This is a genomic window from Trichocoleus sp. AS-A1 (assembly GCF_039962015.1).
Classification (GTDB): Bacteria; Cyanobacteriota; Cyanobacteriia; order Cyanobacteriales; family FACHB-T130; genus FACHB-T130.
This window is the reverse complement of record NZ_JAMPKG010000052.1, coordinates 17,843-31,510: the sequence shown is the minus strand read 5'-3', so window position 1 is coordinate 31,510 and position 13,668 is coordinate 17,843. Positions and strand designations below refer to the sequence as shown.

Below are 13,668 nucleotides of genomic sequence, written 5' to 3'. Positions count from 1 at the left end.
TTCCAGCTCTCTTGATTGAGCGAATCGGGTATAGGAACGTTTTGCCGAAACTGAGGGAACCCACGGAGCCAATCTGGACGATTAAGAGAGCCATCTTTACAGACCAGAGGCAAGGGGTTCGCAGTCGGTTTATTGATTTGTGGTGTTCTGACGGCACGGTTAAGAGATTAACGGTGGAAGCAGCCGCGCGGCTTCAAGGTTTCCCTAACTGGTATTACTTACCCGAATCAATCAATGTGGCAGGCTCGCTTCTGGGTTATAGCGTACCGCCGCACTTTGCACAGCAACTTTACTCACCTTAAGTGATCGCTCAAGGTGGGGAGCGTTATTGGACTTTCTAAAACAGACCTAGAGCGGGCGAGAGCGATCGCACAAGGTAAATCGGAATCGTTATTGGAATCTAAAACAGACCCAGAGCGGGCAAGAGCGATCGCACAAGGTGAATTGGGAGCGCTATTAGACTTTCTAGAACAGACCCAGAGCTGGCGAGAGCGATCGCACAAGGTAAATCGGAATCGTTATTGGAATCTAAAACAGACCTAGAGCGGGCGGGAGTGATCGCACGCTGACAACTTCAATAAACTTAACCGAATGTGCTTGCAGACTACAGAAATCAGGATTTTCCTAAAAACGAAGCAAAATCTCGATCAATTTCGCGTGCGAGTTCAACCTGCCCGCTTATAATTCTTTCAGGCCTCGCAAGTTGACTTGGCATCGAATGCTTCCAGGACGACCGCGTTCTGAGAAGTCAACCCGGAAGTGACTTCAGCTTCCGGAAAAGCACTCGGAAAGAGCGCTGTTGATCAACAACTAAATATTTGCCACGGGCTAGGAATTTTTTCCTAACTCAGAAGGTGTGAAAGTTTGACGACGATATCACCAACTGAGAATGCGCGATGAAGGCTAACCACGAAATCAATCGTGGGGAGCTAGACCGTGGCAATTACATTTTACTGAATCTGGCTCCAAACTTGTCAAAATTTTCAACTTTTTTTGCTCAAGTTGCTTCAAAGATTCAATAAATCCTCGCTCCAGAGCCTCCATCGCGCCCTACATATGCTTTTGGAGGTTTTTATGGTTGCGCCAACATCTGGAAACAAATCTTTTTCTTCAGTCGGATCTTTCCCAACTCACCGGGAAGAATGGATCAACGGTAGTGGAATCTTGGATGAAATCGCCTGCCTCAACCTCAAAAGTCTAGATGACCCAACCAAAATTGCTCAGCTACTCTCCTGGAAAGCCTACGGCGGCACATCTGGGTGGTACGTTCAAGGAATTGACCCGATAACCGGCGCTGACCGAAATTTCGGGCAGTTCAAACCCAACGAACCGATTCAATTTCCCGATTCGGATAAACCGCAAAAATATTTCAGTTTCCCCAAAGGTGCTGTCTCAGAAGCTATCTTCCTGCGAATTTCTTTGAGTGCTTGGCACCTGGTCGCTTGTCGTTATGGGGTGACTATGCCTCATCAGATTGAAATCAATGATTTGGGAGAAGCCATCGGTTTCTGGGCTTGGGTACTAGAACACCCGGAAATCCCGATTACCATTACCGAGGGCGTTAAAAAAGCCGCGTGCTTGCTTTCCGGTGGCTACGTTGGAATCGCTCTAACTGGGGTCTGGAACGGTCAACAAAAGAAACGGACTTTGATACCGACCTTACAACCTTTCGTTACCGCAGGACGCCCGGTTGACTTGGCATTTGACGCTGATATTGTGGTCAAGTCCGAAGTCCAATCCGCACTCAAGTTCTTAGGTCATCTGCTCAATATTGCCAAAGCAATTGTCCGCATTGTCACTTGGGACTTACAACTAGGAAAGGGTTGCGATGATTTCATCGTGGCTCATGGTCAAGAGAAATGGGACGAAGTTGTGAATAACGCGACGCCTTATAGTGAATGGCTCAAGAAACTAGAACAGCAGTTTCACGGATACCGCACTCCTGACAATCAGCGTCAAAGAACCGGGAAGATTCCCCCAGCAGATATGGTGGCTCATGAAATCGCCGCAGAATACCGCGAACAACTCGCCTTCAACGATGAAATCGGTTATTGGATGCGCTATGAAGCTGACAATCCTGGGATGTGGTCTATTGAGACGAATGAATATATGGAGTCGATTGTCGCCAGAATTTTGGATTCTAAAGGAATCAGAGGCTATGGTACCTATAGCTATGTCACCAACGTGGTGAAGAGCCTACGGGTTTTGCTGATTAACCGCAAATGGGTAGAACCCTCCCCGAAAGAACTGCTCCCTTTCCGCAATGGGGTTCTGGAAATCTCTACAGGAAAGCTCCTACCTCACTCACCCGGTTATCACCTCACCTGGCAGTTACCCCGCGACCATGACCCGAATGGCAGCAATTGGAGCCGGATTGAAGCGTTTCTTGACCATCTTTCCAACGGGAATACAGCGATTAAGGAAACGTTGCTGTGTTTTTGCAATGCTGTCTTAAAAGGACGCAAAGACCTGCACAAGTTCCTGCACTTGATTGGTCTGGGTGGAACGGGTAAGGGAACCTTTGGACGGCTGCTGACCGATTTAATCGGCTCTGACAACATCTACAGCACGACTTTGGAAGATTGGTGTGGAAATCGATTTGAAGCTGCCAACGCTTATAAAAAGCGTTTAGTCGTGTTCTGGGATGAAGATAAGCAGACTGGGAAACTTGGTAAGTTTCTCTCTCTAACGGGTGATGATTGGATACGTGCTGAAGAGAAGGGGAAAAAAGGCTTCCAGTATCAATATGACGGTTTGACGCTGGTTTTATCGAATCTTCCTATCTTCACCGGGGATGCTGCCTCCCGAATAGCGCGACGGGTGATTACGGTCCCTTGCAATAACCCGGTCTCCACCCGCTCGCGTCGCGACCTAAATGCTGAGTTCACCGGCGAGTTAGATGCTTTTACCAATCATGTTTTAAGTCTCTCGGATGCTCACGTGACTAAGGTGCTGATGGGGCTGGTGGATATCCCAGAATGCACGTTGGAATTTTGGGAAAACCGCGCCCGTGTTGATTCGATTGCCGCCTGGGTCAATGACTGGGTAATTTACGATGTTTTGGCTGTGACTCCGGTTGGTAACGATAAGGAGGAGGGATTCAATGGTACTCCTCGGACTTTGTACGGGTCTTATTGCTTGCACTGCAAACAATCCGGGACTTCTCCCAAAGCCAATAAGAATTTCAGCCCAGATTTATTGGAGTTGTGTCGGAGTGTCTTGGGTTGGGAGGTGTCGCGCAAGGTAACGAAAATCGGGAAGTTTATTCAAGGATTGAGGCTACGGACTGACTGGGATCAAGAGATTCCAACCCATGACTTTTTGTTGATGCAGCGGGTGACAGATGAAAATTCTGGCGGTCGCTCGGAAGATGACGGATTGAGTCATGGATTGGGTGACGGGTCAGAAGCTTTGCTGGTCAAGGTTTCTAGCTTAAGTGACGAATCTTCTTTAATTTATAAAGGAGATCCAATATCTAAAGAGGCACTGACAATCCAATCTAATCATGAACAATGGGAAACTCCTCAGGTGACACCGAGGTTCAACCTTTTATTAGATAAGGGTTCTGAAGAGTCACTAGGATTGGACGCTGTGTCTGTCACCTGCGAGGAAACCCTAGAGGGACAATTAGCCAACTTACAGTCAGCAGCATCAGACACCACGTCTAATGCTGCTGAGGAAACTCCAGCACTCCAATTAGCTAACTTATTGTTGCAGTGTCAGACTTGGGCCGAGATAGAGAATGCGGTTTCTTTATATGAGGCTTACAAGAATGAAGCTTGGAAGCTTCTAGACCCGCAGCAGCAACGACGCATCAAAACCCTCAAGGTGAGGTCTTTACTCCGAGTGGGTTCGCGGGTCTGTATTGACCCAAGTTCTTGGAGTCCTTTATCGCCTTATATCGGAAAGCTAGGCACGGTGAGGAAAGTGACAGACTTAGGCTACTACGAGGTGCAACCAGACGGAGAAAATAAGCGAATCAATTATGGGGTTGAAGACCTCAAACCCGTGGAAACGCCACTTGGGTTCGGCAAGCGGTAACTTTCTTTTGTCAGCACCAGATAGACAAGCATTCCGCCCTGTGGAAACGCCACTTGGGTACGACAAGCGGTAACTCCGGGTAGACGAAGCTAAAGTCTCTCGCTGGACTGACTTTTCGCTCTATTCATGAATCGTTAACTCCGAAGGTTAATCTCGCTTTTGACCGGGACATTGGTAAATTATGAGTTTTAGGCTGAGTGCGAGCGCTCAATTTTGAGAGCGATTTTTCGGGGGACATGGACCGCGGTGAATGCATTGCGCCTTCATCCTGCTTTGGCTAGACCCGGACGAGTTCTTGGAATCAGAAAATTAGTCGTCACTCGCACGTCCTTCGGTCCTCAGTGGGGGCAACTCGGAAAGCTTTGACCGAGAATACTGTCTATACTCCACAGCCTGGTAGCTCTGAGCGCAAACAGATTCTAGATGCCTTGCACCGACCAGTGGCAGCTTCCGCTAAACAAAGCGGTTGGATTCAAAGTGGAGTGCCTAAAAGTGTCAGAGAGTTGGGCATTCAAGCAAGGGATTTCACAGATGCCTTGCAGCAAACCCATCAACTACAGAGGAACTCCAGATTGAAGTGCTATCGAACCGGGGAATTTGATAATGGGATCTGCGCCCTGTTGCATAAACCGAATCGTCGATGGCGTACAGTAGAATTTGTCATCGGGGCGACTGATATCCTCGATGAAGGATAGACCACAAATTTGGTACTCCCTCCGAGATTTTCAGATAGATGCTCTAGCACCCTCGCTCTCGCCGAGTGTAAGGAATATCCAACCGCTCCACAGCTTTTCGCTTCGTCTCTTCCCCGCGTCGGTCATACTTGGCAGTGGTCACTGGTGAAGCGTGTCCCGCGAGTTTCTGCACCGTGACAATATCAGTACCAGCATCGAGGAGGTCTGAGCAGAACGTCCTTCTAAAATCGTGGGGAGAAAACGCCGCTACAAGAGCTTCATTCGCGCGTTTTTGCACAATCAATAACACCGCTTGGGAAGTCATCCGTCGCCGTTCCACCCGTCCGCCTTTCCTGATGGGACATAATAGCGGACCTGGTGACAAGCCTCTGACAACAAGCCAGTCTTCCACAAGTGTGCTCGCTACACTCGACAAATACACCGTGCGGTCTTTCCCGCCTTTCCCGTCGCGCACTTCCAGCTGACCGCGGCTGGCATTAAAATCTTTCAAGTCCAACTTGACTGCTTCAGCCCGACGCAATCCAGCGCCCCTCAAAATAGCGATGAGCGCCGCATCTCTAGCACCCGTGGGTGTTGCGTCATCAACGCACACCTGAAAGAGCGCGGCAATTTCATCAGGACTCAGTGCCCGTCCTCTGAGTCCTTTTTTGACCTTTACGCTCGGAAAATCCACCGCATGAGCATAATCAGTCGCATCCATCAAATCCAATCTCAGCGCCTCTTTGAGCACTCTTCTCAACGCACACAGCATCTTATTCGCTGTCGCCGGGGCGTATCGTTTCATCAGCGCCGTGCGGATAGCCGCAGTATTCTGATAACGCAGCGCTGCCCAATTCAGTGTCATCGCATCGCACTGATTGTTCGTCAAGAGTCGAGCGATCGCATCCAATGCCTGTCTCATTGTCGGTCTAGAACCATCCGCCAGCCCATCCAAATATACCGCCGCCGGGTGTTGGGTTAGTGGCAGCGGTGTTGTCATCACCAGAGTTTTCGCGGCTAGGCGACTCATTTACTTATCAGAAGTGTTGTTCTAAAAAGCTATTTAATCATGGAGTTAGTTCGCTTGGGAACTAATCGATGGGGTGGAGAGCGATCGCGTTGGTCTTGCTTGGGTTGGCTGGATGTCTAGCCACTCAGTCACCACTGAGTGGCACTCTCACAAAGACCAGCTTACTCAGCCCACAAGAGGAGCTAGTACATACAGTTCTACCTTACACAGTCTGTAGTTAGTGTTGTCATGGCCACACCCACCAAAGCTCAATGCCTAGAGACTAAGTTGCAAGGGCAACCATTTCGGCGCTCCGAAATGTTTATTTTTACCTGAATTCAATTCCTAGAGACTAAGAGGGTTGCAAAGCTAACAATCTGTTGCAATTCATTAGCCTGTATAGGTTTCGTAGCCAATGTTTTAGGGGACTAATTGCCAGAGGAGAACTCGCACCAGTAGGGATACCCCAATGCCGAGAGGAAGGTATCACAATAGCGATCACGTGTTTTATCTCAAGTAAAGTCTCTTCTAGTTCTGGCGATCGCTTGATTTAATCCTTGACTATGAATCCAACCCACATCACCCCCGTAAACCATTCGGTCATTGGCATCGGCTAAGAAAACGTGGTCAACTCCTGCTAAGTTCTTCCACGTCCTCACCGCTATCCCGTCCCTCAGCCGCATAATTGGATTAGCGCTTTTGAAATCTACCTTTTCCTTTTTTCTTTGTATTAAGAAATTAAACATGGGTTGTTGTCAAATTATTTAGTTCAGCAACTAAAACGTCCAGATGTTACTATGTTTGTCCTTTATTTGCTTGGCGCGCGACTACGCCGCGCCATTGCTTGTGACAGTTGCGTAAGTCCTGAACGGGTTAAAACACGCAAATCATCGAAGAAGGTTTTGCGGGTAGGCAAGTGAGAAGGTAGGAGTTTGTATTTCTGGTCGAGCAGCTCCAACAACGTGCGGAATAGTAGGGGCAGGATGTTGAGGGTGGCGAGGAACGAGGGGAGATACTGCTTGCCGCGCCCAAAATTATGTTCCAGGTTGTAGCTCTTGATCTTGAGGGTGTTGTTGTTCTCGTTTTCCACCTTCCATCGAGTACGACCCGCTAGGATGATCTCTGCTACGGTGTTATCAATAATGGTGTGGTTGGTGGCAAACGAGTTTTTGTAGATCACCTTACCATCAGGACGGCTCACCATCAGTTCACACCAATTGACCAACAGAGCGTCATCGCCATCTCTCAGTTGCTTAAGAAATTTGACGGATATACTGATGAGTACGGTCAGGTATCTTGGGTATAAATATTTACGCAACTTGGTTCGCCTTCTGTCCGTCTCCCCCGAAAAAAATCGCTCTTCTACATAAAAACCTTTTCTGTACCTCAATAAGTTTAGTAGAACTACCCAGGGTTCGGTTTCCTGTCCACTAGGACATAACTTTGGGACTTTGAGTTAGCATTGCCAAAACTGAAGTATCTACAACACCGTGTTCTAGATTTCAACGAGGAAGCCAAAATGTCGAGCTTAGGATGTCAGAATACCATTGACAAATTCTGCATATTATATGCTTGCAGAAGTGACAACGGTTATCCCAGCTTTAAACCATCAATTCAAAAGCAATTAAGAAGCAGAATGGAGAAGCAAGTTCAGTTACATCCAGAATGGGAAGATAGCCATTACGTTCAATATTTTGGAGAAACGCTCGACGATGATTCAAAATCTGAGTTTGAACGGCAGTTAGCTCATTTGCATCTAGTTGCTTATTTTGACCTATCTCGATGTCATTTTGTCCAGCAATTTTCTCGAAAATTTCCATTTCCTACAGCAACTTGCATCAAGTTTTTTGATCTGACAAGTGATTTCTTATATAACCGAGAAAAACTGAAAAAATGCATTCAGGGGTACAACTTTCAAGATGCTAGCGGTGCTAATCTAAAAACTTATCTACAAGGTGCCTTAAGAAATACCATCTTAGACCAGATAAATTGTGAATCTCCTTGGCATCTGTTGTGTGACGTAGACTTAAGTAGCCGAAGAAAATTTAATAATGAAAAACAAAAATTACGAGAAGCCCTTTTAAGACAAGGAATAATTGAGCCGAATATTACTCGATACATTTTTGCTTGGCAATACTTCGTACCAATTTACAAAAATAATAGAGTTCATAATCCTACCACAAGAACTACTAGAAGATGGCCTGAACCGGAACTCCTGGATTTTGAAGAAACAACTAGGGACTACAACTCCAATCGATTTCAGGCTGATGCACCTCTACAGGTGTCTTCTAGTCCAGAAGTAACGCCTGAAATGATTAAAAAATGGATGAAAATCTGCATTGAAGCGTTGCAACATTATCCAATACTAGTTGAAATTTCTCGCGATGCAGATAGTTATGAAAAACAGCACGAACCATCTATGAATCCTTGGGAATTTTTTGAGTTGGAAGAGAACCCAGTAGATTTTATGGGACGGGCTGATCTAATGTTTCGGAAAGAAATACAGCAGATTAATAATAGCCTCGAAAAAATTCGCAGTAAGATTCCTCAGGAAGTCCGAAAGGCAGTTATGCCGTTATGTTACCCCCATGAATTTTCTCTTCTGGTTCAAGAGCAATTTGCAAGTAAAGTTGGAATAAACCAAGGAACAGTTGCACGTTATATATCAAATGTTTATAAAACTCCATTACTAATGATATTTGAAACTTTCATCACTGACACAATGAAGACTAGCCCTCAAGTCTGGGCGCAAAGATATGTAGAAAAATTTTTAGAGGAAAGATTCTCGAACCCCAATCACTCAGATTTAATTGAGGAAGCTTTAATTAATTCTATCGAAACCCTTGATAATTTAAGGCAAACTATTTTGCGGCTCCGCTACGGGCAGAGAATGGACGTGGAAGAAATTGCCGATTATTGTAGCAAAATAAAAATTGCTGAATTGGCTGAAGTTACTCAAGAACTGAGCGCAGCTAAAAATCAATTACAAGAAGCAGTCATCACTCAAATCAATAATCTTAAGCTGGATTGTGTTCATTCATGGTTAAAAAGCTACTATCAACAAATAGTTCACATTCAATTGTTAGAAGCCTTTAAGAAATTAGAAGTTTCTATACAAGAACTGATACAAATGCAATATTGTCAGAGAATAGCTGAACAACAACTAGTAATTCTTAAACCTAGCTGGAATGTGAAACAAGCAACTAGTCATGCCAAGCAGCAGTTGCAGAGTTCTCTAATCCAATGGGTTTATGATGTTTTTGGTCTTTCTCTAGAGCCAGAAAAAGAACAGGTTAATGAGGTAGTTGAAGTCTGGTTGAAAACTTTGTACTCTGTTGAACTGTAAGTGATATTAGGAAAAATAATTATGTTTAGTTTACGAGAATTATCAACCATTTATCCCAAGCAGCTGTGGTTAAAGCTATCAATTGAGCTTCAAGAAAAAGCATGGGAGCGATCGCAACGCCATTCCAATGCGACTGCCCGCTGTAATGCTTATCTCAATGACCTTTGCCTGAATACTTTTGTCCCCTGGCTTAAGGCTTGGTTTGAAGAAGAGCAACCAGCAGAAGAAGCTAGTACCTTTCAGTCAAGTTTTACCAGTAGTACCTTTGAGTCAAATTGTACCAGCATATTTCCCGAATCATCCTTGCCAAGCCTCTGGGAATTTGTTAACGGCAGTGTCATCAAAGTAGGTAAGATTCGACTAGCACTTATTCCCAGTGAAAGTAATGATTCGGAGGAATTTTGCATTCCGCAAGAGTGGGTCGATCTTCCTAACTGGAGAGCCGACTATTATCTTGCAGTACAAGTGAGTGTGAACAATCAGAATGAATCTTGCCTGCGGCTGTGGGGATATGTTAGCCATCAAAATCTTAAGAAAAGGGGAATATACGATGAAAGCGATCGCGCCTACTACATCGCTCAACAACATCTAGCTGAAGATTTGACCATGATGTTGCTAGAGCCGGAGCCAATTCTCAATAAACAAATACAGATAGAGTCGGCATCGAGTTTGTCAAAAGAAATAGCTAACAACTTGTTGGAAAAACTAGGAAACTCATCAGTTTATTTTCCTCAACTTGCTGTCAGTTTTGAACAGTGGGCGGCGTTGCTGGCCAACGAACAATGGAGACAAGAGTTATACGAGCGACGGTTAGGGAAATTTGTTGTAGCGGCGGCACATAAGCAAACCTCTATTAACTTAGGGCAATGGTTTCAAGAGGTATTTGAGGCGGGTTGGCAATCTATTGATACACTTTTGAATACAGACTCAGGAAATTTAGCCTTTAGTTTCAGACAAGGTAGACCTCCTGTTACAGAGGCTAGAAAGGTTTTTGTTGAGGGAATTAAACTGATTGATTTAGGGATGGAACTGGAGAATCAATCGGTGGCGCTGCTGGTTGGTTTAGCACCCGAGACTGAGCAAAGAGTGGGGATTCGCGTGCAACTCTATCCAGCAGGTGGGCAAACTTACCTGCCTTCCAATATCAAACTGATTCTCCTCTCTCAATCAGGAGCAACGCTTCAGGAATACAAAGCGCGAACTCAAGATAGCTTGATTCAACTAAAACGATTTACCTGTCCGATGGGAAAATGTTTCAGTGTCAAAGTGGCTCTTGATGATTTCAGTATTACAGAAGATTTTGTGATTGAACCGCTTAGTGGAAAAGAGCCGTGACTAATTTAGTTGTTTTGAACCTAGGAAAGGGTGACTTGTACAACGGCTTTCCTTTTGTCACAGCTTGGCTACAATCCCAGAATACTCCCCAAAGGCGGCAAATTACAGGCAGCTTACCAACAGCCCCAGATATTCTCGACCTATACCGTCGTTGGCAATTACTTTATGAGTTACTCTATCAGGCTCGCTCTCTGACGATACGCAGGCATCAACCTCAACCAATCGATGAAGACATTGAAATTGATGACTCCGACGTGACTCACGTTTGTGATGCCGATTTTTATGAAGTAAGTCAAGAGTTACAAAACCGAATTGATACTTGGCTCGATTCTGAAGGATTTAGCGACATCTCCCGCCAACTTTATAAGCAACTAGACTCAGCGCAGGAAATTCGAGTCATTATTCAAACTGAAGACAACCAACTCAGAAAATTACCCTGGTATACTTGGCGATTTTTTAGGGATTACCCACTAGCAGAAGTCTCCTTAAGTCCCCTCAACTTTGAACCCGGAAAAGCTGCCAAAAATTCTACCAAGCAAGTGAGGATATTGGCGATTCTGGGCGATTCGGCTGGAATTGATATTGAGGCAGATAAGCGGTTGCTGGAGAATTTAAAAGATGCACAAACCGTCTTTTTGGTAGAACCCCAGCGTCGGGAATTGAATGAACAGCTTTGGGATAGCCAGGGATGGGATATCCTTTTTTTCGCTGGGCATAGTTCGACGCAAGCTGATGGTGATTCGGGTCAAATTTATATCAGTCCTACCGACAGTTTAACAATTACTCAGTTAAAGAATGCTCTGAATGAAGCGATCGCACGCGGTTTGCAACTAGCGATTTTTAACTCGTGTGATGGGTTAGGGTTAGCAGGGCAGTTGGCGGATTTGCACATCCCTCAAATGATTGTAATGCGGGAACCGGTGCCAGATTTGGTGGCACAGGAGTTTTTGAAGTACTTTCTTACAGAGTTTGCTGGCGGTCGGTCGTTCGATGTAGCTGTGCGAAAAGCGCGGGAAAGGTTGCAAGGGATAGAGGGTGAATTTCCCGGTGCTAGCTGGTTACCAGTGACTTTTCAGAATCCGGCTGAGGTGCCACCCAATTGGAACGATTTCCTCAATGAACCAGAATCACCAACTGACTCTCCCCAACCGATACGCCAGCAAACCCCAACCTCGTTAATGTCGGGTGGTTTGTGGCGGGTGCTGTTGGCGAGTTTGGCAGTCACTGGCTTGGTGATGGGGGGACGTGCGTTTGGTTTATTACAGTCATGGGAACTTAAAGCTTTCGACCAGTTGGTGCGGCTACGCCCTAATGAAAGGCAGGATTCGCGTCTTTTGGTCGTCGCCATCACTGAAGCGGATTTTCAGCTTCCCGAGCAGAAATCCCGCAAAGGCTCACTATCGGATTTAGCACTAGCGAGACTATTAGAGAAACTGGAGTCCTATCAACCGCGAGCCATTGGTTTAGATATCTATCGCGATTTCCCTGTAGACCCTAACCAACCAGAATTAGCCACCCGCCTGAAAAACAGCGAGAGCGCTAGCTTCGCTTCACGCATCTTCGCCATTTGCAAAGTTAGCGAACAGAAGCTCAACGAACCAAGCATTGCACCCCCTCCTGAAATTCCGACAGAACGCCAAGGTTTTAGTGATTTAGTCAAAGACCCTGATGGTATTATCCGTCGCCATCTCATCGCAATGAACCCAAACGCCAAATCTGCTTGTGCCACACCAAACGCCTTGAGTGCCCAGCTAGCATTTCGTTATCTAAAGGCGGAGGGGATTGAAGCCAAATACAATAATAAAAATCAATTGCAGGCCGGTAAGGTTATTTTCAAGCGGTTACAAGTACCGATGGGAGGCTATCAAAAAGTCGATGACTCTGGTTATCAAATACTCCTCAATTACCGCCCCGTCCACTACCGCTCTCCCGTTGCCGATACAGTAACGCTAAACGACATACTCACAGATAAGGTTCCGCCTGAGGCAGTGAAGAATCGAATTGTCTTGATCGGCGTTACTGCTCAAAGTGACGGTGATTATTTTCCCACGCCATACAGTGCGGGTCAGGAGATTTACCAGGAAATGCCAGGAGTAATCGTTCATGCCCAGATGGTCAGTCAGATTCTTAGTGCTGTTCTCGATGAGCGCCCCTTGTTGTGGGTCTGGTCGCACTGGGGCGAAACATTATGGGTCTGGGGTTGGTCTTTGGTAGGAGGCATACTAGCGTGGCGCATTCAGAATTTCCTGCGCTTAGGACTGGCAGGGGGGCCTGCCCTTGGGGTTTTATACGGGCTTAGCTTTGCTCTAATCTGCCAGGGCGGTTGGGTGCCACTTGTCCCTTCGGCGTTGGCTTTGGTCGTCACCGGAGGGAGTGTGGTAGCTGCCCGCGCTCCTCAGCCTCACTGACAGCATTATTCTTCAGAACATTGAGCCATGACTAGCTTCAAATCGCTTCTTCAACCGATTCAACTAGCCTTTGCTATCAGTTTGGTATCCTTCGGCTTTTCTTCAGTACAAGCACAGCCTGCTAAATCTGTAATTCTTGAATCAAGCCTTCCAACTAGAAATGACTCACCGATTCGTCTGTCCAGTGCCCAATTAAACACCGCGTTGATTTTCAACGCGCCCCCGCCACCCAGCGATCTTGGTGAACCTGGGAGCCGCACTGGAGGAGGAAGACGTAATCCCTGCAAGATTGATGAAAAGCAACTCAAGGCATTGGTTCCGGTTTATAAAATTCCCAACTCGGAATTGGCCTTGGGATTTACGAACGCCGAGCATCCTACCTTTTGGTTTTATGTTCCTTATTCCGGCTGTCCCTTAGAGTTTGTCCTGAAAGATGAGAAGGACAATGATGTCTACCAGACCACTTTAACGGCGTCTGACACGCTACCCGGTGTTATTAGTGTTCGCCTCCCATCCACCGTGGCACCTCTAAAAATTAGCAAGAGATATCACTGGTATTTTTCCGTACTTAACCCGAGAAAACCAGATGAGGTTTTGGATGCTGTTGATGGTTGGGTGCAAAGAGAGTCACTAAATCTTACTGTTCAAAGTCAGTTAGAGAAAGCGACTCTATCGCAGCGTATTGCCCTTTATGCGGCTAATGGAATGTGGTACGAGGCTTTGACTGCCGCCTCTGAATTTCGGCGCACTGATGCCAACAGTAATGATTGGGGTGTCCTCCTGCAAGCTGTGGGCTTGGATGAGGTTGCCTCTGAGCCAATAGTGGAGTGCTGCAAGCCTAAACGTTAATTTTAA

The 13,668-nt window shown here is 46.2% G+C and carries 10 protein-coding genes and 1 pseudogene; 8 read left to right on the top strand and 3 right to left on the bottom strand.

Features of this window, described 5'->3' with window-relative positions:
- The 4 genes from NC994_RS25355 to NC994_RS25340 form a co-directional block, all read left to right on the top strand.
- The coding region (locus tag NC994_RS25355; RefSeq protein WP_206753519.1) for a DNA cytosine methyltransferase at positions 1-302 on the top strand (302 nt) is incomplete at its 5' end.
- A 13-nt stretch (positions 303-315) separates the two neighbouring features.
- Positions 316-543, top strand: a complete 228-nt coding sequence (locus NC994_RS25350; RefSeq protein ID WP_190433926.1) for a hypothetical protein — start codon at positions 316-318, stop codon at positions 541-543.
- Between the two features lie 531 nt (positions 544-1,074).
- Positions 1,075-4,041, top strand: a complete 2,967-nt coding sequence (locus tag NC994_RS25345; RefSeq protein ID WP_190433923.1) for a DUF3854 domain-containing protein — start codon at positions 1,075-1,077, stop codon at positions 4,039-4,041.
- Between the two features lie 362 nt (positions 4,042-4,403).
- A complete protein-coding gene (locus NC994_RS25340) occupies positions 4,404-4,736 on the top strand; it encodes a hypothetical protein (RefSeq protein ID WP_190433922.1) in 333 nt (110 codons plus the stop codon).
- Positions 4,737-4,779: 43 nt separating this feature from the next.
- On the opposite strand, the gene NC994_RS25335 is transcribed toward NC994_RS25340, so the two are convergent.
- The 3 genes and pseudogenes from NC994_RS25335 to NC994_RS25325 form a co-directional block, all read right to left on the bottom strand.
- Positions 4,780-5,745, bottom strand: coding sequence for a tyrosine-type recombinase/integrase (locus NC994_RS25335; RefSeq protein WP_190433920.1), 966 nt, complete (start codon positions 5,743-5,745; stop codon positions 4,780-4,782).
- A gap of 491 nt (positions 5,746-6,236) precedes the next feature.
- The gene (locus tag NC994_RS25330; RefSeq protein ID WP_206753518.1) at positions 6,237-6,407 is read right to left on the bottom strand and encodes a hypothetical protein; all 171 of its coding nucleotides are present in this window, start codon (positions 6,405-6,407) and stop codon (positions 6,237-6,239) included.
- Between the two features lie 125 nt (positions 6,408-6,532).
- Positions 6,533-6,973 (bottom strand): annotated as a pseudogene (locus NC994_RS25325) (hypothetical protein); the annotation flags it as partial.
- Positions 6,974-7,360: 387 nt separating this feature from the next.
- Between NC994_RS25325 and NC994_RS25320 the strand changes: the two are divergent.
- From NC994_RS25320 to NC994_RS25305, 4 genes are read left to right on the top strand one after another with little or no spacing between them, the layout of a single operon-like run.
- Positions 7,361-9,070, top strand: coding sequence for an XRE family transcriptional regulator (locus NC994_RS25320; protein WP_190433918.1), 1,710 nt, complete (start codon positions 7,361-7,363; stop codon positions 9,068-9,070).
- Between the two features lie 21 nt (positions 9,071-9,091).
- Positions 9,092-10,405 (top strand): DUF1822 family protein, encoded by a 1,314-nt coding sequence (locus NC994_RS25315; RefSeq protein ID WP_190433916.1) that lies wholly within the window; start codon positions 9,092-9,094, stop codon positions 10,403-10,405.
- Positions 10,402-12,813: a CHASE2 domain-containing protein gene (locus NC994_RS25310; protein ID WP_190433914.1), complete on the top strand. Its 2,412-nt coding sequence runs from the start codon at positions 10,402-10,404 to the stop codon at positions 12,811-12,813. The genes NC994_RS25315 and NC994_RS25310 overlap by 4 nt, the downstream gene beginning before the upstream one ends.
- A 27-nt stretch (positions 12,814-12,840) precedes the next feature.
- Positions 12,841-13,662 (top strand): DUF928 domain-containing protein, encoded by an 822-nt coding sequence (locus tag NC994_RS25305; RefSeq protein WP_190433912.1) that lies wholly within the window; start codon positions 12,841-12,843, stop codon positions 13,660-13,662.
- Positions 13,663-13,668: the final 6 nt, after the last annotated feature.